The sequence below is a fragment of the Methylobacillus flagellatus KT genome (assembly GCF_000013705.1).
GTDB lineage: Bacteria > Pseudomonadota > Gammaproteobacteria > Burkholderiales > Methylophilaceae > Methylobacillus > Methylobacillus flagellatus.
The window spans coordinates 883,668-908,118 of record NC_007947.1 but is presented as its reverse complement, the minus strand read 5'-3'; the positions used below and the strand labels follow the sequence as shown (position 1 = coordinate 908,118).

At 53.9% G+C, this 24,451-nt stretch carries 29 protein-coding genes; 10 read left to right on the top strand and 19 right to left on the bottom strand.

Annotated features, from left to right (window positions below; translation table 11 throughout):
* Window positions 1-2: 2 nt before the first annotated feature.
* Window positions 3-728: a pyridoxine 5'-phosphate synthase gene (locus MFLA_RS04450; RefSeq protein ID WP_048811567.1), complete on the bottom strand. Its 726-nt coding sequence runs from the start codon at window positions 726-728 to the stop codon at window positions 3-5.
* Window positions 722-1,456: a DNA repair protein RecO gene (gene recO / locus MFLA_RS04445; protein WP_011479231.1), complete on the bottom strand. Its 735-nt coding sequence runs from the start codon at window positions 1,454-1,456 to the stop codon at window positions 722-724. The genes MFLA_RS04450 and recO overlap by 7 nt, the downstream gene beginning before the upstream one ends.
* Window positions 1,457-1,585: 129 nt before the next feature.
* On the opposite strand from recO, the gene pagP reads away from it, so the two are divergent.
* Complete coding sequence (pagP, locus tag MFLA_RS04440; RefSeq protein WP_011479230.1) at window positions 1,586-2,140, top strand: lipid IV(A) palmitoyltransferase PagP; 555 nt, start codon at window positions 1,586-1,588, stop codon at window positions 2,138-2,140.
* A 246-nt stretch (window positions 2,141-2,386) separates the two neighbouring features.
* On the opposite strand, the gene era is transcribed toward pagP, so the two are convergent.
* From era to rpoE, 9 genes are all read right to left on the bottom strand, one after another.
* Window positions 2,387-3,277, bottom strand: a complete 891-nt coding sequence (gene era, locus MFLA_RS04435) for a GTPase Era (protein WP_011479229.1) — start codon at window positions 3,275-3,277, stop codon at window positions 2,387-2,389.
* Window positions 3,274-3,954, bottom strand: coding sequence for a ribonuclease III (rnc, locus tag MFLA_RS04430; protein ID WP_048811857.1), 681 nt, complete (start codon window positions 3,952-3,954; stop codon window positions 3,274-3,276). Before rnc ends, era begins: the two co-directional genes overlap by 4 nt.
* A 75-nt stretch (window positions 3,955-4,029) precedes the next feature.
* Window positions 4,030-4,395 carry a DUF4845 domain-containing protein gene (locus MFLA_RS04425; protein WP_011479227.1) on the bottom strand — a complete coding sequence of 122 codons (366 nt, stop codon included), beginning with the start codon at window positions 4,393-4,395 and terminating at the stop codon, window positions 4,030-4,032.
* Between the two features lie 15 nt (window positions 4,396-4,410).
* Window positions 4,411-5,157, bottom strand: coding sequence for a signal peptidase I (gene lepB, locus MFLA_RS04420; RefSeq protein ID WP_011479226.1), 747 nt, complete (start codon window positions 5,155-5,157; stop codon window positions 4,411-4,413).
* Window positions 5,154-6,947: a translation elongation factor 4 gene (gene lepA / locus MFLA_RS04415; protein ID WP_011479225.1), complete on the bottom strand. Its 1,794-nt coding sequence runs from the start codon at window positions 6,945-6,947 to the stop codon at window positions 5,154-5,156. The genes lepB and lepA overlap by 4 nt, the downstream gene beginning before the upstream one ends.
* Before the next feature lie 118 nt (window positions 6,948-7,065).
* A complete protein-coding gene (locus MFLA_RS04410; protein ID WP_011479224.1) occupies window positions 7,066-8,499 on the bottom strand; it encodes a DegQ family serine endoprotease in 1,434 nt (477 codons plus the stop codon).
* A 163-nt stretch (window positions 8,500-8,662) separates the two neighbouring features.
* A complete protein-coding gene (locus MFLA_RS04405; protein ID WP_011479223.1) occupies window positions 8,663-9,613 on the bottom strand; it encodes a MucB/RseB C-terminal domain-containing protein in 951 nt (316 codons plus the stop codon).
* A gap of 7 nt (window positions 9,614-9,620) precedes the next feature.
* Complete coding sequence (locus MFLA_RS04400) at window positions 9,621-10,079, bottom strand: sigma-E factor negative regulatory protein (protein WP_011479222.1); 459 nt, start codon at window positions 10,077-10,079, stop codon at window positions 9,621-9,623.
* Window positions 10,079-10,696 (bottom strand): RNA polymerase sigma factor RpoE, encoded by a 618-nt coding sequence (gene rpoE, locus MFLA_RS04395; RefSeq protein ID WP_011479221.1) that lies wholly within the window; start codon window positions 10,694-10,696, stop codon window positions 10,079-10,081. The genes MFLA_RS04400 and rpoE overlap by 1 nt, the downstream gene beginning before the upstream one ends.
* A gap of 194 nt (window positions 10,697-10,890) precedes the next feature.
* Here rpoE and nadB point away from each other — a divergent pair, with 194 nt between their 5' ends.
* The gene (nadB, locus tag MFLA_RS04390; RefSeq protein WP_011479220.1) at window positions 10,891-12,507 is read left to right on the top strand and encodes an L-aspartate oxidase; all 1,617 of its coding nucleotides are present in this window, start codon (window positions 10,891-10,893) and stop codon (window positions 12,505-12,507) included.
* A gap of 30 nt (window positions 12,508-12,537) precedes the next feature.
* On the opposite strand, the gene MFLA_RS04385 is transcribed toward nadB, so the two are convergent.
* From MFLA_RS04385 to MFLA_RS04355, 7 genes are all read right to left on the bottom strand, one after another.
* A complete protein-coding gene (locus MFLA_RS04385; RefSeq protein ID WP_011479219.1) occupies window positions 12,538-12,975 on the bottom strand; it encodes a DUF1841 family protein in 438 nt (145 codons plus the stop codon).
* Entirely contained in the window at window positions 12,975-13,841 is an 867-nt protein-coding gene (gene thiD, locus MFLA_RS04380; RefSeq protein ID WP_011479218.1) for a bifunctional hydroxymethylpyrimidine kinase/phosphomethylpyrimidine kinase, read from the bottom strand. Before thiD ends, MFLA_RS04385 begins: the two co-directional genes overlap by 1 nt.
* A gap of 3 nt (window positions 13,842-13,844) precedes the next feature.
* A complete protein-coding gene (locus MFLA_RS04375; RefSeq protein WP_011479217.1) occupies window positions 13,845-14,945 on the bottom strand; it encodes an FIST N-terminal domain-containing protein in 1,101 nt (366 codons plus the stop codon).
* Entirely contained in the window at window positions 14,942-15,601 is a 660-nt protein-coding gene (nth, locus tag MFLA_RS04370; protein WP_011479216.1) for an endonuclease III, read from the bottom strand. The genes MFLA_RS04375 and nth overlap by 4 nt, the downstream gene beginning before the upstream one ends.
* Window positions 15,598-16,248 (bottom strand): electron transport complex subunit RsxB, encoded by a 651-nt coding sequence (rsxB, locus tag MFLA_RS04365; RefSeq protein WP_011479215.1) that lies wholly within the window; start codon window positions 16,246-16,248, stop codon window positions 15,598-15,600. Before rsxB ends, nth begins: the two co-directional genes overlap by 4 nt.
* Window positions 16,249-16,323: 75 nt before the next feature.
* A complete protein-coding gene (locus MFLA_RS04360; protein ID WP_048811565.1) occupies window positions 16,324-16,818 on the bottom strand; it encodes an acyloxyacyl hydrolase in 495 nt (164 codons plus the stop codon).
* Between the two features lie 179 nt (window positions 16,819-16,997).
* Window positions 16,998-17,711 (bottom strand): flagellar brake protein, encoded by a 714-nt coding sequence (locus MFLA_RS04355; protein WP_195742087.1) that lies wholly within the window; start codon window positions 17,709-17,711, stop codon window positions 16,998-17,000.
* Between the two features lie 238 nt (window positions 17,712-17,949).
* Between MFLA_RS04355 and MFLA_RS14390 the strand changes: the two genes are divergently transcribed.
* The 4 genes from MFLA_RS14390 to MFLA_RS04340 all read left to right on the top strand — a co-directional run bounded on the left by MFLA_RS14390 (window position 17,950) and on the right by MFLA_RS04340 (window position 20,504).
* Window positions 17,950-18,090: a DUF3149 domain-containing protein gene (locus tag MFLA_RS14390; protein WP_195742086.1), complete on the top strand. Its 141-nt coding sequence runs from the start codon at window positions 17,950-17,952 to the stop codon at window positions 18,088-18,090.
* Between the two features lie 136 nt (window positions 18,091-18,226).
* A complete protein-coding gene (locus tag MFLA_RS04350) occupies window positions 18,227-19,003 on the top strand; it encodes a hypothetical protein (RefSeq protein ID WP_048811564.1) in 777 nt (258 codons plus the stop codon).
* A 121-nt stretch (window positions 19,004-19,124) separates the two neighbouring features.
* Window positions 19,125-19,907, top strand: coding sequence for a TIGR01458 family HAD-type hydrolase (locus MFLA_RS04345; protein WP_011479211.1), 783 nt, complete (start codon window positions 19,125-19,127; stop codon window positions 19,905-19,907).
* Window positions 19,908-19,928: 21 nt separating this feature from the next.
* A complete protein-coding gene (locus tag MFLA_RS04340) occupies window positions 19,929-20,504 on the top strand; it encodes a YqiA/YcfP family alpha/beta fold hydrolase (protein WP_011479210.1) in 576 nt (191 codons plus the stop codon).
* On the opposite strand, the gene MFLA_RS04335 is transcribed toward MFLA_RS04340, so the two are convergent.
* Window positions 20,492-21,112: a hypothetical protein gene (locus MFLA_RS04335; protein WP_229407175.1), complete on the bottom strand. Its 621-nt coding sequence runs from the start codon at window positions 21,110-21,112 to the stop codon at window positions 20,492-20,494. The genes MFLA_RS04340 and MFLA_RS04335 overlap by 13 nt on opposite strands.
* Here MFLA_RS04335 and MFLA_RS14815 point away from each other — a divergent pair.
* The 4 genes from MFLA_RS14815 (at window position 21,111) to MFLA_RS04320 (ending at window position 24,368) form a co-directional block, all read left to right on the top strand.
* Window positions 21,111-21,275 (top strand): hypothetical protein, encoded by a 165-nt coding sequence (locus MFLA_RS14815; protein WP_229407173.1) that lies wholly within the window; start codon window positions 21,111-21,113, stop codon window positions 21,273-21,275. The genes MFLA_RS04335 and MFLA_RS14815 overlap by 2 nt on opposite strands.
* A gap of 139 nt (window positions 21,276-21,414) precedes the next feature.
* Entirely contained in the window at window positions 21,415-22,287 is an 873-nt protein-coding gene (gene dapA, locus MFLA_RS04330) for a 4-hydroxy-tetrahydrodipicolinate synthase (RefSeq protein WP_011479208.1), read from the top strand.
* A 29-nt stretch (window positions 22,288-22,316) separates the two neighbouring features.
* A complete protein-coding gene (gene bamC, locus MFLA_RS04325; protein ID WP_195742085.1) occupies window positions 22,317-23,525 on the top strand; it encodes an outer membrane protein assembly factor BamC in 1,209 nt (402 codons plus the stop codon).
* 69 nt (window positions 23,526-23,594) lie between these two features.
* On the top strand, window positions 23,595-24,368 hold the full coding sequence (locus MFLA_RS04320) for an MBL fold metallo-hydrolase (protein WP_011479206.1): 774 nt from the start codon (window positions 23,595-23,597) through the stop codon (window positions 24,366-24,368).
* Window positions 24,369-24,451: the final 83 nt, after the last annotated feature.

The window sequence follows — 24,451 nt, the reverse complement described above, 5'->3', positions numbered from 1 at the left end:
GCTTAGGTCGCCTTCTGCACGATCAGCGCCTTCATTTCGCGCACTGCGTACTCCCAGCCGACAAACAGGGCGTGGGCCACGATCGCATGGCCGATATTGAGTTCCTCGATACCGGGAATGCTGACAATCTCATGCACGTTGTGAATATTCAGGCCGTGCCCGGCGTTGACAGTCAGGCCCAGTGCCAGCCCATGGTCCACTGCCATGCGAATGCGCTGCAATTCAGCATGTTTTGCTGCCTCGGTACCGGCGTCGGCAAATGCCCCTGTGTGAATTTCAATGACCGGCGCGCCTGCCGCCTTGGCAGCTTCGACTTGTTCCAGCTCCGGCCCGATAAACAAGGAAACGCGAATTCCAGCATCTCCCAGCGTCTTGCAGGCGCCCTTGATAGCGCCTAGGTTGCCGATCACGTTCAGACCGCCCTCGGTCGTGCGCTCTTCGCGGCGCTCAGGCACCAGGCAGACATCCTGCGGCCTCACCTGAAGGGCGATGCCGACCATTTCGTCGGTTACCGCCATTTCCAGATTCATTTTCGTCTGCAGCAACGGACGCAACGCAAAAACATCGGCATCCTGAATATGGCGCCGGTCCTCGCGCAAATGAATGGTGATGCTGTCCGCCCCCGCCTCTTCGGCGCGCAGGGCGGCCTGCACCACACTGGGGTATTGAGTGCCGCGCGCCTGGCGCAGGGTGGCCACGTGATCGATATTGACGCCTAGTTTCATAATGCCTGCAGATCCATGAGTAGTTGTCGGGTATGTAAAGGTTTATCTCCCAGATAGTGCGCGAGCAAGGCACGCATCAATTGCTTGCTTTGCTGCTGGGTCAGCGCATCGCTGTAGTCATCCTGCGCCATGGCAAGCAATGTCTTGCCGGATAATTGTACGCCATTTGGCGGCGCTACATGCTGGCTTGTAGGGGCAGCGCCTTGTTCGGCAACGTAGGAATACATATGCTCAGGCTTGATGGCATTGCCTGCTTCGTCATACTCGAGCGGCACGGCATAGCCCAGCTCCTGCAGCATCCTGAGCTCAAAGCGACGCAAAGTAGTCGCCACCGGCACCTGGTCCTGCGCAAGTATGCGCAAGGTTTGGCTATAGTAGTCGAACAATGCGTCATGCCCATCTTCGCGCGGCAGCAAGCGCAACAGCAACTCGTTGAGGTAGAAGCCGCACATCAGCGCCTCGCCGCGCAGCAGGAGCAAACCCGCTCCCCACTCCATGCTGTGCAGGTTCTTGAGCTCGGCCTTGCCTGACCATGTCGCCTGCAGTGGCTGAAAAGCCTGCAGCATGCCGCGCATGGCAGAACGCGGACGCCTCGCGCCCTTGGCGACGGCCGCCACCCGGCCGAACTCGCGGCTGAACAACTCGACCACCAGGCTGGTTTCCTTGAACGGATAGGTATGCAGCACATACACAGGCTGATTGTCTTGGCGGTGGATGTTACTGAGTGCCATGCAAACTTTATGTTAGATTAAGAACCAGCACGCATTTTATCTCAGGTTTCCTCGCCCATATCAGCGCAGTGGAGAAACCTTTCCTCATGCTCTGCTGTCAGGTCTAGCAGATGGTTAAGGTATAGGCTTATGAATATCAGGCACGGCATCATCGCGATGAGCAGCACCATGCTCGTCCCACTGGCGGCAGAGGCCGCGTGCAACACGGACTACTCATGGATAGACAAGTCATGCGAGCGCATCTCGGATACCTGGAAAAACGGCGATCATGACCTCTACATTCCGCTTTGGACCCACCACTTGCGCTTTGCCTACGATAACGACAAGATCGACTCGTTCCGTGAATTCACCTGGGGCCTGGGATACGGACGCAGCCGCTACAATGCCGCAGGCAATTGGGAAGGTGTTTACTTGATGGCATTCTCGGACTCGCACAGCAATGTGCAACCTATGCTGGGCTATGGACACCAATGGATGATGGGACCTCGGTCGGGACTGCATGCCGGCGTCGGCTACACGGCATTCCTCACTTCGCGTGCCGATATCTACAAGAACATCCCCATCCCTGGCGTACTGCCGATTGCGTCGCTCAACTACAGGCAATACTCGGTGAACACCAGTTATGTGCCTGGCGGCCGGGGCAACGGCAATATCCTGTTCTTCTGGTCCAGGGTCGGCTTTTAGAGCCTGCTCACAATTTTTTCATGAGGTACGTTGCTCCGGCAGTGTAGTCGAAGCAAGGCGCAAACCACAGACGGGCTCATTGCCCGGCGAGGATTTGCAACACAGCAGCGGCTGCGCTGCCGGAGCAACCCGGAGGGCATGCCCCTAAAACACGTCCGCCGCGTTGCAGCATTACCTGCACACTGGGCCTTGACCAGACACGTTTTGGAGCCATGCGTACCCTATGAAAAAATTGTGAACAGGCTCTCAGTAGCCCAGGGATTTCAAGGCGCGTTCGTCGTCCGCCCAGCCACTCTTGACCTTCACCCAGGTCTCGAGCCAGATCTTGCCGCCGAACAGCTTTTCCATATCTTGGCGCGCCTCGGTGGAAATGCGCTTGAGCTTTTCGCCGCCCTTGCCGATCAGCATCGGCTTCTGGCTATCCTTGTCGACAATGATGGCGGCATGGATACGGCGCAAATTGCCTTCCTGCTCGAACTTCTCGATCTCCACCGCTACGGAATACGGCACTTCGTCCCCCAGCAAACGGAATATCTTTTCACGCAGCATTTCTGCCGCCAGGAAGCGCTCGTTACGGTCCGTCAGCTCATCCTCGCCATAAATCGCCGGCTGTTCAGGCAGGTGTTCACGGACGGCAGCCAGCAGCTCATCCAGATACAGATTTTTCTTGGCGCTTACGGGAATGATGCCGGTGAATGGAAACTCCAGGTCGAAATCCTGAATCAACGGCAACAGGTTCCCCTTGTCGCCCATCAGGTCAGCCTTGTTGACGACCAGGAATACTGGCTGATTCTTCGGCAGCAGCTGCAGCACCTTGCGGTCCGCATCTCCCAGGTGCATGGGCTCGATCACAAACAACACCACATCCACCTCGCTCAGCACCTGGGTGACGGTGCGGTTCAGGTTGCGGTTGAGCGCATTGATATGCTTTTGCTGGAAACCTGGCGTATCCACGAACAGGAATTGCGTATCTTCCGTGGTATGTATTCCCAGCAGGCGGTGCCGCGTGGTTTGCGCCTTGCGTGACGTAATGCTCAGCTTGAGGCCGAGGATATGGTTGAGCAAGGTGGACTTGCCCACGTTGGGACGGCCGACGATGGCGACGGTGCCACAACGAAAAGCGTTGGATGATGTCATTTCTTTCCTTTTTCGAGCAATTGCTCGTAAGCCAGCTGGGCGGCCTGCTGCTCAGCCGCACGTCGGCTGGAGCCTTTGCCCTCGGTGGTAATCTGGAACTTGGTGATATGGCAGCTCACCCGGAATGTCTGGCAATGCGCTTCGCCCTCGGTTGCCAAGACGTTGTATTCGGGCAGGTCTATTTTGCGCCCTTGCAGGAATTCCTGTAGCAGGGACTTGGCATCCTTGCCGATTGCCTTCGGGTCTATGCCCTCCATGCGCGGCAGGAACAAGCGCTTCACCAGCGCCTCGGCAGCCGGGTAGCCCCCGTCCAGGAAAACCGCGCCGATGATGGCTTCCATAGCATCGGCCAGCACCGAGGGGCGCCGCCAGCCGCCGCTCTTGAGTTCGCCTTCGCCAAGACGGAGGAATTCCCCCACACTCAGTTCTGTGGCAATCTCGCTCAAGGTTTGTTCCTTGACCAGCTGAGCACGCAACCGGCTGAGATCGCCCTCGGGCAATTTTGGAAAACGCAGGAACAACTGATGTGCCACCAGGAAATTCAGCACGCCGTCTCCAAGGAACTCCAGTCTCTCGTTATTGCTTCCAGAATAGCTGCGATGGGTGAGCGCCAGCGTCAGCAGGCCTTTATCCTTGAATTCGTACGCAAGCTGGCGTACCAGGCTGTTCTGGCTCAAAACGGCAGCCCGCCACGGGATACATGCAGCATTGAAAAAGCCATGCAAGCCACACGGCCAGGGCAAGATTGACGATCAACGGGCATTGTCGGTAGATGCCTCGAAGTCCAGCAAGACACTGATATTGGAAAACAAGGGCACCACGACCTGGTAATCGACCGAAAGCGCCGTCTTGCCGTTCTCATCACGCAGGAAGGTCAGGTCCCGGGCTTCGACGCTGCGGATATCGTCGATGGTGGCGCTCTTCTGGAAAGCAGCAATCATGTCCGCTTTGCTCATGCTGGAGAACCCTGGGTCATGGGCAATGCGGCTAATCGCTTTCTTGACAGCAAAATATTCGATATAGGAAGGCGCAAGCTTCATTGCCAATACAGCAAAAAATATACCCACTGCGATGACGACCACCAGGCTCAGGAATGACATGCCTTGCTGCTTTTTCATGCTGGCTCCCTCCAATTATTTGATCTTGGTGCCAATTCTGCCAAAGTCGTCAAAATTCCACCAGATCAGGAATGCCTTGCCAACCAGGTTATCCTCGGGGACGAAGCCCCAGACACGGCTGTCCTTGCTATTGTCCCGGTTGTCGCCCATGGCGAAGTAGTGACCTGGAGGCACCTCGACCTCGCCATCGAACGCCATGCCGTTTTCCTCGATTAGGATATCGTGCTTGGTATCGCCCAGCTGCTCCTGATAGCGTTTGGTCACAATCATGTTAAGGCCGGAGCCGACATACTTGTAATCATCGACATATTCAGTCTGCACCGCCTGGCCATTCACATAGAGGCGCTTGTTGCGATAGGCAATGCGATCCCCTGGCACGCCAACCACGCGCTTGATGTAGTCAATCGAGGGATCAGGCGGATAGTGGAACACAAACACATCCCCGCGTTGCGGATGCCCGATCTCAAAGAAAGTCTTGTTGAGGATAGGTACGCGCAGACCGTAGGAAAACTTGTTCACCAAGATGAAATCCCCGGCCAGCAAGGTCGGCATCATGGAGCCGGAAGGAATCTTGAATGGTTCCACAATGAAGGAACGAATCAGGAATACGGCCAGGATTACGGGGAAGAAGCTTTTGGAGTACTCCACGATCACAGGGTCTGCCGCATCTGCAGCACGCTTCTTGCGCCAGAACAAGCTGTCCAGCAGCCAGATCGCCCCAGTGATGACCAGCACCGCCAACATAAACAATGCAAACATCATTTGTCTTCAACCCTCAAAATAGCCAGGAATGCTTCCTGTGGAATTTCAACATTACCAACTTGCTTCATACGCTTCTTGCCTTCTTTCTGCTTTTCGAGAAGTTTCTTCTTGCGGGTGATGTCGCCACCATAACACTTGGCCAGGACGTTCTTGCGCATCGCTTTCACCGTCTCACGGGCAATGATATTGGCGCCGATGGAAGCCTGCACTGCAATATCAAACATCTGGCGCGGAATCAGCTCGCGCATCTTGGATACCAGTTCCCGGCCACGGTAAACGCTGTTTGAACGGTGCACAATCAACGACAATGCATCGACGCGTTCACCATTGACCATGATATCGAGCTTGACCAGGTCCGCGGCACGGAACTCAAGGAACTCATAATCCATGGAAGCATAACCACGTGACACCGATTTCAACCTGTCGAAGAAATCCAATACCACTTCATTGAGCGGCATCTCGTAACTCAGCATCACCTGCCGCCCCATATATTGCATGTTGCGTTGCACGCCGCGCTTGTTATTGCACAAGGTCATCACCGGGCCAACGTAATCCTGCGGCATCAACAGGTTGATGGTAATGATGGGTTCGCGGATTTCGGTAATGCGCGACGGCTCAGGCAGGCGCGACGGGTTCTCGATCTGCACCACCTCCCCGCTCTTGAGTAACAGCTCATACACCACAGTCGGCGCTGTGGTGATGAGATCCATGTCGTACTCGCGCTCCAGGCGCTCCTGCACGATTTCCATGTGCAACAGGCCAAGGAACCCGCACCGGAAGCCGAAGCCTAGCGCACTGGAGTTTTCTGGCTCGAATTGCAGCGAAGCATCGTTGAGGCGCAACTTTTCCAGCGCTTCGCGCAAGGCCTCGAACTGGTTCGATTCCACTGGATACAAGCCGGCAAATACCTGTGGCTTGACTTCCTTGAAGCCTGGCAAGGCTTCACTGGCTGGCCTGTCTGCAAGGGTGACAGTGTCGCCGACCTTGGCACTGGTCAGCTCCTTGATGCCCGCGATGATGAATCCCACCTCACCCGCCGACAACGAGGCACGCGGGCGGGACTTGGGTGTGAAGACACCGACCTGCTCGCAAAGGTAAGTTGCCTTGGTCGCCATCATGCGGATCTTGTCTTTGGGCTTGAGCACGCCGTCCACCACCCGCACCAGCATAATGACGCCCACATAATTGTCGAACCATGAGTCGATAATCAAAGCCTTCAAGGGTTTTTCCGGGTCGCCTACCGGCGGGGGTATCTTGGCAATCATGGTTTCCAACACATCCTGCACCCCGACACCAGTCTTGGCGGAACAACGCACGGCCTCGGAAGCATCCACGCCGATCACATCCTCGATCTCCTGCATCACGCGTTCCGGATCTGCTGCAGGCAAATCGATCTTATTGAGAACAGGAACCACCTCGACACCTTGGTCAATCGCGGTATAACAGTTCGCCACGCTTTGCGCCTCTACGCCTTGCGAAGCGTCCACGACCAGCAATGCGCCCTCGCAGGCAGCGAGAGAGCGGCTGACCTCGTAGGAAAAATCGACGTGACCGGGAGTATCGATCAGATTCAGGTTATAGACCTGCCCATCCAGCGCCTTATATTCCAATGCCGCCGTTTGTGCCTTGATGGTAATGCCGCGCTCACGCTCAATATCCATGGAGTCCAGTACCTGGGCCTCCATTTCACGGTCGGACAGCCCACCGCACAACTGGATGATACGGTCGGCCAGCGTGGACTTGCCGTGGTCGATATGAGCGATAATAGAAAAATTGCGAATATTCTTCATGTAGTTATTCTAGATTAAGCCAAGTAAAGAAGGGCGCCGAAGCGCCCTTTTACAACACTCTAATTGAGCCGGATTTTACAGGAAATACCGGCACTCAACATATTTTACTTGGCCTGCCTTACTTGCCAACCTTGACTGGTACGTACAGGGTATTGTTTTCCCGCTGCACGAGCAACGCCACTGTCTTACCCGCAGGCACCGCATTTACCTGCTTGGTGAACTGCTCCAGGCTTTGCACCTCCGTATTGTTCAGGGCTAGGATCAGATCTCCCCTGCGGATGCCTGCCTGTGCAGCAGCACCTTGCGCATCAACCACGACCAGCGCATTGCGACCATTGAGGCTACGACGCTGCTGTGGCGTCAACTCGCGTAGGGTCAACCCCAGGCGATTGGACTCTGGCTTGGCATCGGGCTGCGCAGTTGGCACAACCTCATCCTTGTCGGCCGGCATTTCACCCAGTGTAATATTCAAGGTCTTGCTAGCCCCCCTGCGCAAGACTTCGACCTGCACCTTCTTGCCAGGCTTGGTGGAACCAACGATACGCGGCAAATCGGAAGAAACATTGACATCCTTGCCATCGAACTTGATTACGACATCACCTGGCTCCAGGCCGCCCTTTTCAGCAGGACTGCCTTTTTCCACGCCGGCGACCAAAGCCCCTTTGGTATTCTTCATACCAAACGACTCAGCCAGCTCCTTGGTCATTTCCTGAATACCGATCCCAAGCCAGCCACGCGCTACGCGACCGGAAATCTTGAGCTGATTGGCAACATCCATGGCCACATCAATCGGAATGGCGAACGATAACCCCATATAACCGCCAGTTCGGCTGTATATCTGGGAGTTAATGCCTACCACCTCACCCTTGAGGTTGAATAACGGTCCGCCAGAATTGCCAGGGTTAATGGCAACATCGGTCTGGATGAAAGGCACAAAATTTTCCTGTGGCAAGGCACGGCCTTTTGCACTGACCACACCGGCGGTCAACGTACTTTCCAGTCCAAACGGGGAGCCAATTGCCACCACCCACTCCCCTACCTTCAGTTGCTCAGGATTGCCAATGGTGACCTTCGGCAGCCCTGTCGCATCAATTTTAAGCAGCGCGACATCCGTGCGGCGGTCAACCCCCACAATCTTGGCCTGAAATTCACGTTTATCATTCAGCTTGACGATCACTTCATCGGCTTCGCGAACTACATGGGCATTCGTCAGGATATAACCATCGCTGCTAATGATGAATCCTGACCCGAGGGACTGGGATTTAAATTCAGGTTGCTGTGGACCACCTTGTCCGCGCGGCACACCCGGAAACCCTGGAATGCCAAAACGGCGAAAGAATTCATTCAATGCCTCATCTTCGGGGAATCCGGGAAAAGGAGATCCACCTATTCCAGACTGTACGACCTGGGTCACGCTGATATTGACCACTGCCGCTCCCTGCTTTTCCGCCAGCTCGGTAAAATCGGGCAATTCCTTGGCTAAAACCGGCGTTGCCCCCGCCATACCAACAAATAAACAAATTGCTGACATGGCAATTAGCTTTTTAAACATTGCGTCACCTCGTTAACACGTCACACTCATACGCTGCCAAGAACTTTGTAGCAGCAAACTCACACACCATCATTCATGAACCATGAAAATGCGCACCTCACAGCTTGCATGCTGCAAGGCCAATCCATACTTTAAAAATCACTGTGCTTCAGGCACTGACGAGCTATTTGAAACTGACTGCGCTGCCTATCTGCGCTACAGTCGCAGCAGGAACCTCGCCAACCACCAGTATCTGATGCCCCTTGCTGACATTGGCATAGAAGTGGGTAGCCCCTTTAGATGTTTGGCCGATTCTAGGACGAACACCCTTGGATAAAGGTTCAATGAAGAGAGAGACAGAAGCCAATCCATCCGTGAAAATGACTTGTGTAACAGGCGCACTTTTTCCAGGAACCAAGCGGGTCACCTGCTCAACCTTGCGGTAGCCTACCGGCAAGGCCCCAACCGTCCAGTTCGAAGCCTCCTGTACCAGCTGTGCATTAGCCTCTTCGAGAATATAATGCTTACTATGATCGACACTAGGGTGGAACCAGTCCATTCCCTGCTCTTCCATCATATTAAGCTGGCTGAAGGCCATTTGCTCCAGCATTTGTTTTTGCTCGCTCAGCATCAGGGACTTGAGCAGCAAGCCGTACTCGCAATCCGCCCAGAACTTGTAGGCATAGCGCAGGCCATCACGCGGATCTAGGAACACTACACGACCGGCGCGGCCGGCAATGCGCTCCGTTCCGCCAATCCGAGCCTGATAATTGGCTTTGAGAAGCTCCATGTCATCAGGCAGAACAGCGGGGAACAGGTTATGCGCCCGACGCTTTTCCATGATGACTTTCTCATTCTTGGAGCTGAAGATGACCACATCCCCACCCTGGCTGAGCACTTCGCGCGGTGCGCCATCCAGCACCACCATGCGCGCATACTCGCCTTGGCCTGAATTCGTATGGGTAATTTGGACGGATTTGATATTATCGCCCGCCTGGTAGATGAATACTCCTTTGTAACTAAGCTCATGCGCTGCGCGGGCAGCCTTTTGCAGGACAAGCCAAGGGTCTTCAGATTCAGCATGCGCAGCCACAAACGGAGTTGCCAGCAACCAAGCCAGCAGAAAACGCTTCATCTACCCACTACTCCGAGTAATTGGCTGGCTGGATATAGTAGGCAGAGTTGTTGGAGGCCTGGGATTGATGAGCAAGCCAATAGTCAGCCGGCAAGCTTTGGGCAATCTCCATTGGCGTTGCGTCATCGTCAAGATCGCTCTGCACTTGTTGTTGCAACACAACCCATCCAACAAATGCAACCGCAGAAACCGAAGCGGCTACAGACCAAAACCTGCTGTTCTTTAGCACGGCCTGTTTACGCTTGACAGCAGGCACCAAAAGCACAGGCTCCTCCTCAAGCGCTGCCATCAGGCGTTCGGTAAAATCAGGCTTAAAAACAGGGTTGCCACGCATGGCATCACCAATCAAATGATAATCAGACCACGCCTGGGCAGACTCACCGCCAGACTTCAAAGTCGTATACAGATACTCTGCATCCTCAAGCGCCATATCGCCATCCATCAGCGCTGAAATTTGACTTTTCATTACCATCTCCTGTTTTCGGGGGTGTCCAATAAAGGACGCAACTTCTGGGCAATCGTTTCACGAGCACGGAAAATACGAGAACGTACCGTCCCTATGGGGCAGTCCATCATGGTGGCAATTTCCTCGTAGCTAAGGCCTTCTATCTCGCGCAAGGTAATCGCAGTACGTAATTCCTCTGGCAACATAGCGACGGTGTCGTTCACAGTTTGGGCAATCTCTTTGCCCATCAATTCCGTCTCAGGGGTATCCATGGTGCGCAATTCATTGCCATCATCAAAATTTTCTGCGTCTTCGATCTCGATATCCCCTGTGGCCTGGGGTCTGCGTCCCATCGCGACAAGGTAATTCTTCGCAGTGTTGATGCCAATACGGTACAACCAGGTATAAAACGCACTATCACCACGGAAGCTGGGCAAGGCCCGGTAAGCCTTGATGAAGGATTCCTGGACGACATCCTCAACTTCGGCGGGATCCCTGATCAAGCGCGAAAGCAATCGTCCCAGCTTGCGCTGGTACTTATCCACCAGCAACCCGAACGCACGCTTATCACCACTTTGTGCGCGCTCAACTAACTGCTGGTCTAGCTCCCGATTACCCGCTGGCGGGGTTACTGCCATTGCGGCCACGCTCCCTGACTGTGTTTTCTTGACAGATGGAGTATACCCGCGCACTCCCGTGTCGACGAAGCTCATGCGCGAAAATTCCTCGAAATTATTTGTCTTGATCATGACCTTCCCTTTGTATTTTCATGACTAGCTTAGTGCTACAGACAGCGCTACACTCGCTAAAGTTCATCCATTTCTAGGTTCTTATGCAGCAATACGACGTCCTTATCATCGGCAGCGGCTTAGCAGGCCTCACTCTCGCCCTCAAGGTCGGGGCAAGTAAAAAAGTCTGCTTGATCAGCAAACGCAGCATCAACGATGGCTCAAGCAACTGGGCGCAAGGCGGCATTGCTGCCGTGCTTGCAGATGATGACTCAACAGAGGCGCATATTCAAGATACCCTTATCGCTGGCGCGGGTTTATGCGATGCTGCCGTTACCCGCCTGGTTGCAGAACATGGCCGGGAAACAGTCGAGTGGCTGATTGCAGAAGGCGTGCCTTTCACACGTGAAGATGACAATAGTGGTTTCCATCTTACCCGCGAAGGCGGTCACAGCCATCGGCGCATCATTCATGCAGCCGATGCCACTGGACATGCCGTCCAGAAAACCCTTGCCGAAAAAGTGCGCAAGCACCCCAACATCACCGTCTTGGAAGAGCATATTGCAGTCGACCTCATCACTGCTGGCAAAGTCAACATGGAAGGCAGCGCCTGCCTGGGCGCCTATGTACTGGACAATACGACTGGCAAGGTGCTCACGATTGGTGCGCAGCATACCGTATTAGCCACCGGCGGAACAGGAAAGGTCTACCTCTATACCACCAACCCGGATGTCGCTTCTGGCGACGGCGTTGCCATGGCTTGGCGCGCAGGCTGCAGAATCGCCAATATGGAATTCATCCAGTTCCATCCTACCTGCCTTTACCACCCAGAAGCAAAATCGTTCCTGATTTCAGAGGCTATCAGGGGTGAGGGCGGCATACTGAAGCTGCCGGACGGTACACGTTTCATGCCTTGGCATGATGAGCGCGCCGAATTGGCGCCCCGCGACATCGTGGCGCGCGCAATTGATTTTGAAATGAAAAAACGCGGCCTGGAGTGCGTCTACCTCGACATATCCCACAAGCCAGCAGACTTCATCCTTTCCCACTTCCCCACGATTTACCGCCGCTGCTTCGAGCTGGGCATCGACATCACGCGCGAACCCATTCCCGTCGTGCCTGCAGCACACTATAGCTGCGGCGGCATCATGACCGACCATATTGGTCGCACAGACATTCCGCGCTTATATGCCATCGGGGAGACAGCCTGTACCGGCCTGCACGGCGCCAACCGCCTTGCCAGCAATTCGCTGCTGGAGTGCCTGGTATTCGGCCAGGCAGCAGCGCAGGACATCCTCAGGCAGCCTCAGATGCCGGAAATCATCCTGCCCTACTGGGATGAGAGCCGCGTCACCGATGCGGACGAGGAAATCATCATCACCCACAATTGGAGCGAGCTACGTCGCACCATGTGGAATTATGTCGGCATCGTCCGCACCAACAAGCGCCTGACACGCGCATTGCACCGCATTCATTTGCTGCGCGACGAAGTGCACGAGTTTTATAGCAATTTCCGCATCAGCAACAATCTGATCGAATTGCGCAACCTGTTGCAGGTTGCGGAACTTATCGTGAAGAGCGCCATGGAGCGCAAGGAAAGCCGCGGCTTGCACTACAGCAAGGATTACCCGTTCCTGGCGGAGGAAGCCGTACCTACCGTGCTGGAGCCCTCAAACTATTACAGCTTGCTGGACAGCCAGCATGGACACGAACACCACTGATCCGGTACAGCAAGATATCCGCTTACGCGGCTAGCCTCTTGCCTTGGCCTCGATACAAGCGGCGTAAGCCTGTGCATCAAGACCGGTACTACTGCGCTGAGCTTGCCAGATCGCCTCAGCCAGGCAATCCATCAGCGCATGCTGCGCTTCAATCACACTGCCATACTTGCGCGCCAAAGCATGGTAAGCGGCATGGATACCAGGAGGCTGGTCAATGGACACTTGCTCAAGTACGGAAAGGTGCAGGCTCATATGGAGAAAGGGATTGGTTTCCCCCATTTCGGGGAAATAGGACTGCTCCAGATATTGCTCAGGCGCCTCCAAGACATGATGGTATTCAGGATGTGCCTGGATGATGTCGACAGCAATGGTCTCGAGGTCGGTCAAGGCTTGCTGCTGTTGGAACTTGGCCCAGGCATCGAAGAAAAACTGGCGCACCTGATCGCGACTGGGGTGGAACAAGGCCATCAGGCCTCCCACACTTTCATCGCTTGCGGAGCAAAGCCATGGTTCAGCGGACCGATGCCTGCGCCCGTTCTGACGTTAGATCCCGCATACAAGGCGGAACGCACATAAATTCTGGCGGCCTGCACCGCATCTGGCAGACTAAAACCCAATGCCAGATATGCCGCAATCGCAGAGGACAAGGTGCATCCCGTTCCATGCAGGTTATGGGTGGAAATGCGCAGTGAATGTAGTTTGTGCAGCTCGGTTACTTGACCTGCCGCATTGGCTTGTACCAGGATATCCAGGACGTCATGCCCGGGCAGGTGCCCGCCCTTGAGCAAGATGGCCTGAGCGCGCAGGCCGAGTAGATCCTGCGCGGCCTGCTCCAGCTCATCGGTTCCGGTCAATGATCGGCCTAGTAGCAATGCGGCTTCGTCGAGATTGGGGGTAACCACGAGCGCCCGGGGGAAAAGTTCTTTTACCAGCACCGAGATGGCTTCGTCCGAAATCAATTTGGCACCGTTGGCCGCCACCATGACCGGGTCCAGCACCACGTGCTCCAGGCCGTGCGTGTCCAGCGCTTCCGCAACAGTCATCACGACTTCCGGTGAATGCAACATGCCGATCTTGACGGCATCTACGCCAATATCCTCCACGACGGCATCAATCTGGTCACGCAGCATCTCGGGTGGAACGCTATGAATGGCGCGCACTCCCTGGGTATTCTGCGCTGTCAAGGCAGTAATGGCAGTCATGCCATAGCAGCCCAGGGCGGAAAATGTCTTGAGGTCGGCCTGTATGCCTGCTCCCCCGCTGCTGTCCGAGCCCGCGATGGAAAGCACGCGTGGATAACGGTTAGCGGCATTCAACAACAATGATGCATTCATCGTTCAACTTTCAGCAGTAAATAATCCCAGCACGACGGAATTTTGCCACAACACATTGCGGCCATTGAGCGGGGCGATTTCACCATTGCCATAGAACCCGATCACCGGCATGCTGGGATAATAGCGTTTCAACAGCGCTATATCCTGATCTACCCCATCATAAAAATGTGGCCCGCGCGCCAGGCAGGAGAACATCAAACCAAAAGCGGGCTCATCGCGCAAGCGGGCGCCCATGGAGACGATCTTGGCGTCAAGATGCTGCTGCGCGGCATCACGATCCAACACCCCCCAGGCACACCAATTGCCGGGCACAGCTTTCTTAGTCAGCGTGACTGACTGCGCGACGGCATCGGCCCCCACGATAGGAATAAGCTGGCATTCCCTCCGCAACAATTCTGCCTCATGCTCAGCCAGCATCAGCATCACACGACGGCACGGCATCCCCGCGTGATCGTCGATATCTTGACCACCAAGCGCGCTGGTCAGGCTCGACCATGCGGATTGGCGAGGGCCGGATTGACTAGACAATACAAGCAAGTCATGCCGGCTGGCCTGTTCGATGCGTTGCGGCACACTCATCGGCTTGACAGCATGGGCGACATCGACCACGCCTGCCGCTCCCTCCAAGATCAGTTGACAATGTCCAGCCGACGAGGCTTTACCATTATTCCAGACTGAGAACCGGCCTTGCCCAGTTGCATCTCCTGCCACTCCGCCGAAGCATATGCCAGGTGACATCATCCAAGACGAGTTGAATGCGTTTGGGGCGGCCAATGTCAACAGTATTTCATCCTTTCGGCCTCTCGCCAGAGAGATGGCAGCATCATCGCCCAGCACCAGCGCTGCTGCTGCAGAGCCGTCCAGCACCCATTCATCCTGGGTAAAAATGCCAGGCGCGGAACAACCGCTAACCTGAGTGGTGCTCGCCGCCTTCGCGGCAGCACGTAGGGCTGGTTGCGGATTTTGCGCGAAATTCTCGCTCAAGAACAGCAACACGCTATTGGCAATATCGAGACCTGCTTGATCCATCGCTTGCCTAACAGCTTGTACCGCAAGCCCTGGCAGCGGCTGACGCCCGCGTGTGAGTCCTGTCCCAACTTTCAAATGGCCTCCACGGCAGCAGACGCTGGCGTCGATTTGGCCTTGAACTCACACAGGTCGTAAATGACACACTCGCCACACTTGGGCTTGCGCGCCACGCACACATATCGCCCGTGAAGGATCAGCAAATGGTGTGCATCACGCAGGTACTCCTTGGGCACTACTTTCATCAGCTTGTTTTCCACCTCAAGCGGTGTCTTGCCTGGTGCGAGCCCAATACGGTTGCCGAGTCGAAAGATATGCGTATCGACCGCGATAGTGGGGTGACCGAATGCTGTGTTCAATATCACATTGGCCGTCTTGCGCCCGACGCCCGGCAAGCTTTCCAATGCTTCACGCGTATTAGGAACCTCGCCATTATATCGCTCCACCAGCAGGCGGCAGGTTGCCATGATGTTCTTGGCCTTGCTGCGATAGAGCCCTATCGTCTTAATGTAGCCTTCCAGGCCCTCGATACCAAGATCAAGAATTGCTTGGGGCGTATTGGCAACAGGGAACAGCTTCGCTGTCGCGATGTTCACGCCCTTATCGGTTGCTTGAGCGGAAAGAATGACGGCAATCAGTAATTCGAACGTGCTCGCATGCACAAGTTCGGTTGTCGGTTCTGGAATGGCAAGACTGAGCCGGCGGAACAGCTCTCTACATTTTTCTGGATTCATGCTTTTTCCGGGTCTGTGATTTTTCGTTGGGCGCGAACACGGGCCATGGCAACAGCCAACGCCGCTTTCTTTGCCTCTACAGGGTTGGACACCTGACGATCAGAGCCCTGCGGAGTCGCTACGCCTGATCGCTTTGACGCATTCCGCTCGAGACGATGCAAACGTGCTAGATGCCGTGTGCGGGCTGCATCGGCTACCTGACGCGCATGGCTTTCCGGACGCGTGTAATCCCAATCCTGCTCTATCAGGGGCACCATGTCGATGCACTCCATAGGACAAGGCACCAAACACAATTCGCAACCGGTACATTCATCCGCAATCACCGTATGCATCTGCTTGTGCGCCCCCAGGATGGCATCCACAGGACATGCCTTGATACATAAAGTACACCCGATGCAACGGGCCTCATCGATGACAGCACGCATCTTGGGTCGGGTGGCGCCGTGAAATGGATTCAAAGGCACATATGGCTGACCAAGCAGCTGTGCCAATGCACGAATCCCAGCCTCGCCGCCAGGCGGGCACTGATTGATGGCTGCCTCTCCCTTGGCAATCGCATCGGCATATGGACGGCAGCCAGCATATCCACATTGCGTACATTGGGTCTGGGGCAATATGGCGTCTATGCGATCTGCAAGTTCGATCATTCTGTCGTCCGTTATGAAGGAATAACAGAATTATAACCGCCACCCGATATGATGAATCTGCTTTATCCGGGTAAGTTAGAAATGATATCCGAAACGGATTTCGTTGAAATTGACTCCCGGGTTCTCGCTGGTGATGCCCGCATTGGAGAAATGCTGAAAGCGATAGCTGAGATCATATTGCTGCTGGTCGCCGAACGTGACGCCCAAGCCGACATGGCTGCCGAACTCGAAGCGAGTTCCCATGCTGAGGCTTCCATGCACGCGCCGACCAGAGAACTGATAGGCGCCTATGCCAGCTTCCGCATAAGGATTGAGCCACCCTGATGGTGTGAAGCGCTGCAAACGGAACACCGGCGCTATGCCGATCGCATACAGTTCTTTTTCAGGAGATGGCCCGTCGCCTTTCCAGGCAGCACCAGTCAACTCCCAATATCCTCCAAGGTGCCAATCCCCCTCTGTGAACCAACGCTTCCCCCAATCCCAGGTCAGCGAAACAGCGACCATATTGGCATCGGGGCCGTGCCCGCCTGTGAACGCAATACCGTCCACCGCATTGGCAGTATTATTCAAAGTACAGCATGCTAGTAACGCAAATGCTATTTTCTTCACGAGATCTCCCGGCAGGTTGTTACTTCATTGTTAAAGTGACTACGAACCTCTAGCTGTATCCCAACGCGATTCTATGTAAAAAAACAGATTTCCGTATAGCGATTTAGATCGGTATGCGTTTCCTTTCCATTGGTTAGTGCCTAGACCAAGTTCTGCCGCCTATCGACTAGGCATTCGTAGACATAATGGCGCACGAGCAATTGCACGTTGCTTTCCAGTGCCACAAACTCAAGGCCGGCAAGAAAGCTTGCACCGCCTGACAGACCTGCTGGCACCACGTTGCGCACCTTGGCCTCCAGAGTCATGGCGGAAGTCTCATCGTCGTGCAATTGGGCAATGTTGAAATTCAAGACCACCTGGCCGTCAACCTTGCCGATATCGCGATCAACCAGAATCTGGCATCCGGTGGCGCTGATATTGGTCAACTTTACTGGCAAAATAGTTCTATCCTGCAACCCCAGCCGCCCTTCGATATCGACCTTGATCCGCATTTCCCTACGGATTTTCTTCACCTGGATGGCATGGGGAAAGGAAATGCACAAGCAATTCAAGGGATGATGGATCGTCTGGATCACGCTGGCGTCAAAGCTACTGATCATGACCCCGGAAAAGACGCGAACCGTGACTTTCTCCCCGTCGTAAAAGGTCAGGAAGGTGCCCTGCGCCTTCGGCAAACGCAACAGCAGGTATTCATTGCGCTCCATGCCGATAAAGGTGGAAAGGTATTGTACGGGAGTACGGCCCCGGTGCCGCATTAACTGCAGTCTGGTCCCCGGTTGCAGGTTGAGTTCCTCAAACCCGATCATTCCCTGCACCCCGCTTCCCGCCTCGGGTTGATTCTCAATGGTTGTCATGATGGCCTGTTCTTATTGCGCTTATTGTCCGGGGCAAAACCATGGTCTGTCTGCTCATGTTATCCGCCGGATTATTGCTGATGTCAGATAGCGAGACAAGACAACACCGATGCGGCAGAAGAAAATTTAACCATTTTTTGATAAAGGTCTTTACTCTTCCTAGCAAAAGCGTAGCATATCCATAAAATTATCATGGTTATTAATCTTTAACCACGACAACGATAATAAGGAGACCACTATGCTTAAAGTACTGTTTGGTTCGTGGGTGGGCATTGCATCGATCAGCACCATCATCCTGACCATTATCGTCATCAGCTATTGGATTGGATTCTGCATACTGAACGCCCGCAAGGAGCGGAAAAACGCCTCATCGCACTGACTTATTGCACCGATGCAAGCCTTACTACGACAGTAAGACTTTTCATTTGCAATAACCCTACTAAAACTAGGTGCTATATCTCAAATTGAGGTATGCTTGCGTTGCTTGTATTTTTTTTACGCTAGACGAGAATACCATGAAAGAAACACCCTCCAGCCTTCCCTGGCTAAACCTCCCCAATCTTCCCATGTCGATCAAGGTCTTGTTCATAGGCTACCTGCTGGTCATCGGCGTCGGCCTTTGCATGGCAGGGCTACAGATCATGCTGACGCACGGCATGGCTGATGGCAAGTTGGGGCTGTCCAAGGATGATATCGTCTACAGCTATTACGGGGACCGCAGCGGCAGCAAGCTGGAAAGCAAACTTAACGGCTCGATGAAACCGCATGCACCTCCTGAGGTACGCCTCGACATCATCAAGTGGGTGCGCAATGGCGCACCTGAAGATCAATGGGAAAACCACTTCAAGGGCGTATTTGCCAAACACTGTGTCATGTGCCACAGCGTGATTCCCGGCATCCCAGACTACACAACCTATGAAGGCGTAAAACAAGTATCTGCCGTCAATGAGGGCGCCACGATTCAGAGCCTGACAAGAGTTTCCCATATCCACTTGTTCGGGATCTGCTTCATTTTCTTCCTCATGGCTTTCATTTTCAGTTTTGCCGTGAATGTGCCTCGCATCCTGAAAATACTGGCCATTGCCTTCCCATTCGCGTTCTTGATCCTTGACGTGCTCTCGTGGTGGCTGACCAAGCTCAACCCTGGGTTCGCCTGGCTGACGATCATTGGCGGGATCGGCTACAGTATCGCGTCCACATTCATGTGGGTGACCAGCATGTATCAAATGCTGATCCTCTCTCGCAACGGCAAAACCTATGGCAATGCCTGGGAAGCAGATTTGAGGAATTGAAGGTTTGCACCACGCAAACAAGACTGAATATTTAAGTTAAGCGATGGAGGCATTTGCCTCCGTTGTTTTTTCGGCACAAGGCTTGCTTGTCCCATAGTGGACTTTCCAGGAGGTACACATCATGGACACTTCATCTGTCAACGCCGTCCTGTTCGACCTGGATGGCGTCCTGCATATAGGCAACAGCCCGATTCCAGGCGCGATAGAAACAATAGATTTGTTACGCCGGCAAGGCCTGGGCTGTCGTTTTGTCACCAACACCAGCACGCTTTCGCGCCATTCCTTGCATCAGAAAATCCTGGGCATGGGATTCTATATCGCGCCGGAGGAAATCATCAGTGCCCCTGAAGCCGCATTGAAATACCTCGAACAACTCGGCAATCCCATCTGCCGCTTTCTGCTGGCGGATGATGTCAAGAAGGACTTCTCGCATTTCCGTCAGTCCAACACTTCCGCTGAATACATTGTCGTTGGTGATATCGGCCAAGCCTGGACCTACGACATCATGAACGAGGTCTTCAACTGTCTCAAGAACGGCGCAAAGCTGATTGCCATCCACAAGAACCGATTCTGGCAAACCGAGGCTGGACTGCAGATAGATATCGGTGGATTCATCACCGGGCTTGAGTATGCAGCAGGCACACAAGCCATGATCATCGGCAAGCCTGCCACCGAGTTCTTTCAGATCGCCCTCGCAGATCTCAAGCTCCCGGCATCTGAAGTGCTAATGATTGGAGATGATGTCGACTCGGACATCGGAGGCGCACAAAAAGCAGGCATTCGCGGGGTACTGGTGCGCACCGGCAAGTTTCGCGAAGAATATCTTGCCTCCTCATCAGTCACGCCAGACCTGATAATAGACTCTATCGCCGACCTGCCTGCGCTGCTAGGATTGCGTGACTGATACGACGCAGGAGAATATCGTTTGAACATACTTTACATGCCAGGCTTCAACTCCAGCCCGGCAAGTGAAAAATCATCACTACTACGACAACATTTCCCCCTGGTCACCATTCCCGAATACAACAGCTGGGATCCCGATATTGCCTATATACAGCTCGAACAAGCCATCCTGCCATTGCTGAACCAGGGTGTCCTGCTCACAGGCTCATCACTCGGCGGCTTCTGGGCCTATCAGTTTGCATGCCGCTATCGGCAACCCTGTTTGCTGATCAATCCCTGCATGCATCCTGAATTGAGCCTGCAGCGCTATATCGGCAAAGTGGAGAATTTCTACTCACACGAACAAGGCTGGTTGACCGAGGCCCACTTGGGAAAATATGCTGCTTACCGTGTCAACGGCCAGCCCAGCAGGCTTACCGTGCTCCACGAGCAAGGCGATGAATTAATTCCATATATGGAAAGCGTCGTGAATTTCTCCGGCAAAGCCAAGCTGATACTGCCCGGTGGCGGCCATCACCGCTTTGCCCGAACCGACCTCATTGCGGCCTGCATTCGGGATATGCTTCCGCCCGAAGACGCTGGGCATCAGAAAGCATAGATCAGCCGCCAGGAAGCCAGCCACTCTGTCCTCATGTCATCGTCAAGCCTTGAAGGGCCGAGGCCAAATTGCAAAGTACGATGTTTGTCGAAGTTATAATGCATCTGTGGCGTGATGCGATATCGCCACTTCATGTGATGGTCAATTTCATTGTTCACTTCCAGCCCCAGCACAAGCTTGCTGGAAAATCTATAGAACAGGCTGTTATTGGAAAGTACCGTATTCATACCATCACCACCAAATTCAGTACGCCGCATACCCAACATATTGAATGTGCTCCACCTGGAGTTAAAACGGTATCCATGCAAATACAATGCATCCGCAGAATACACATCCTCATCCGCCTGGCGACGGGCAATTACCTGCCAGCCATGAACCATTCGATCACTTGAATGAGAGTCCATCGTGCCTTGCAATGCCAGCTTATATGTTGACAATGATGAATTCTCGAACGGCAGCTCAACCTCGATGGCATATCCGTCCGCAAACGCATATTCGATTTCCGGAGCCCACTGGATATCACCATGACGTAGGGAATGCTCTGCCAGATTGTTTACCTCCAGCTCCCCCCTGGGAGAACCCAGCGGTCGCACCAGGTCAAATAGCATGGGTTCTGGAATAGAAGGCTGCTCACTGCTCAATGCTGCATCATTCGCATGGGACAATACAGAAAATAAGCTCGCCACCGCAGCCATGGTTGGTATGGTTATTGCATCAGGCTTCATCAATCTGTCGCTTGTGAAAATATTGGCGAATATTATAGGAAAATAATATCCCCATTAGGCTTTTCCGCTGTGAAACCACCTTTTCCTGCAATGAGTGAGCACCCTGAAAGCGCATAAAATCATATTATTATCCCCTTGGTTTCAGTTAAAATAGGCGGGTTTCATCATTATCAGGTCGCATAACCATGCTGCAAGGCAGTCTCGTTGCCATCGTCACCCCCATGCACGATGATGGCAGCCTGGATATCCAGGCATTACGTTCACTCATCGACTACCATATCGAGCAAAAATCCGATGGTATCGTCGTCGTGGGCACAACAGGGGAATCTCCCACGGTCGACTTTGATGAACATGCCCTGCTGATCAAAACCGCAGTTGAACACAGTGCCGGACGCATCCCGGTCATCGCTGGCACAGGGGCCAACTCCACCAGCGAAGCCATTGCGCTTACCCGTAAAGCAAAAGCGCTGGGGGCAGATGCATGCCTGCTTGTTACCCCCTATTACAACAAACCAACGCAGGAAGGCCTGTACCAGCACTTCAAGGCCATTGCCGCAGCTGTAGATATTCCACAGATTCTTTATAACGTTCCGGGTCGGACAGGTTGCGACCTGCATAATGAAACCGTACTGCGCCTTGCTGCAATAGAGAATATCATTGGCATCAAGGATGCCACCGGTAATATCGAACGTGGCACTGACCTGATCCTGCGCGCACCTGAAGGATTTGCAGTTTACAGTGGTGATGATGCCAGTAGCCTTGCATTATTGCTGCTCGGCGGACGCGGCGTCATCTCGGTGACGGCAAACGCCGCTCCCAGGCTGATGCATGAGATGTGTGCTGCCGCACTGACAGGCGATCTCAAGACTGCCCGTAGTACCAATGCCAAGCTATTCGCATTGCATCAAAAACTGTTTATCGAAGCCAATCCAATCCCGGTGAAGTGGGTACTGCAACAGATGGGCTTGATCCAAGGTGGCATTCGCCTGCCACTCGTGCCACTATCATCCCAATTTCATGACACATTGCGCAGCGCCATGAAGCAAGCTGCCATTTGATGTCACAGTTATTCAGTCATAGAGAAACCATGAATCGACTCACACTCCAACCTGTTTTATTGGCTACATTGCTGACCATCAGCGGGTGCTCCATTCCATTCCTCGACACCAGCTCAGATTACAAAGCCGCAGGACGCGCGCGCCCTCTGGAAGTGCCACCCGACCTGACCAACATTTCGGCCAGTGACGCTTACGCCATTCCCGGTGCCGCCACCAACTATTCGGACTACAGCCAGTCGCTGAATGAAAGCGGTCAAATAGAAAACGAGCAGGATAAAGTGTTGCCAAACCCAGACGGCGTCCGCATGGAGCGTGCAGGCGCGCAAAGATGGCTGGTAGTGAATGCCGAACCAGAAAAAGTCTGGCCCGTCATCCGTGAATTCTGGACTGACCTTGGATTTGCCGTCCAGATAGAAAACCCGCAAACCGGTGTCATGGAGACTGAATGGGTTGACCCCAGCTCACTGGACCCTAATGATAAGACTTACCTAGAAAAATTCCAGGGCTGGCTTGACAAGCTCAACAGCCTGCAAAACCGCCAAAAATTCCGCACGCGTATCGATCGTGGGGTAGAGCCTGGTACGACTGAAATCTATATGAGCCATCGTGCCGTCAGCAATGTGCCAGACGACGGCAAGATCAAGGTACGCACCATCGCCGGGGAAGTCGAAATGGGTTACGCTCCCACCAAGACAAAGCGCACAGGTTCGGAAGAATCCCGCGCCATTGCGGAGGACATTGATGCGGAGCTATTACGTAGATTGATGGTACGTCTTGGCGTAGAAGAAAAGAGATCCCGCAGCATTATTGCCAATGCCTCCCCAGAATTGCGTGCCAGCATCAACAAGGAAAGCGACGGCACACTCAGCCTCAGCACCAATGATGCCTTTGACCGAGCATGGCGTCGTGTAGGGCTGGCGCTGGATCGTATTGGCTTCGTCGTCGAGGATCGCGACCGGTCGAGCGGTATCTTCTATGTCCGTTACACGGATAATGACATTGATGAATTACCAAAGGAAAAGAAGGGCCTACTGGAAACCCTGAAGTTCTGGGGGAAAGACAAGGCTGACAAGGATGGCAACCAAAAGCGCAAATCAGGGGACACTCAATACCAGGTCCGGGTAGAAAGTTCAGGCTCCAGCAGCTCCTTGATTACCATCACAGACAAGGATGGGCAGCGCGAGCGCACCAGCACGGCAAACCGCATCATCAACCTGCTCTTCGAGCAGCTCAAATAATTAACATCAGGGCGCTTGTTGATTTGGTTTCATTAAAATCGCAATCGCCCTTGAGCAATATTTGCTGATATGCGATTTGCCTCCCTCGGCAGCGGCAGCACAGGCAACGGACTGGTTATTGAGCAAGACTCAACCCGCCTGTTGCTAGACTGCGGATTCGGGTTGCGCGACGCGATCCGGCGCATCGCCAGGCTAGGCCTTCAACCAGAAGAGATCAATGGCATTCTTGTCACCCACGAACACGATGACCATACAGGCGGAGTTTTCAAACTAGCCAACCGCTACCGCATCCCGGTCTGGTTGACCTACGGCACATATATCACAAGTCAGAAACTCATGCCCAAGGAACTCGAATTTGACTTGCACATCATCGACAGCCATCAACCTTTCAGCATCGGCAACTTGCAAATCCAGCCTTATCCTGTCCCCCACGATGCACGCGAGCCAGTGCAGTTCACTTTCGAAGATGGCAAGCACAAGCTCGGCGTACTCACTGATGCAGGCACCTCGACGCCACACATCGAAGCCACATTGAGCGCCTGTGACGCATTGGTGCTGGAATGTAACCATGATGTAGACATGTTGCACAACGGCCCCTACGTACGCTCCCTGAAACAACGCGTAGGCGGCCGCCTTGGACATCTGGACAATGAGAGCGCGGCCACCCTGCTAGGCAAACTCGATAATCGCAAGCTACAGCATATCGTCGCGGCACACCTGAGCGAGAAAAATAATCATCCGGCCCTGGTCAATACCGCATTAAGTCGCACTCTGGGTTGTGAAGAACATTGGATCGGGATTGCCAGCCAGCAAGAAGGCTTCGACTGGCGCCAAATAAAATAAAACCAATATCCTGAAAACTTTAAACGCACTACACAGCAAAAAACAAAAAGCCGGCGATGCCGGCTTTTCGGTACAGATAATTG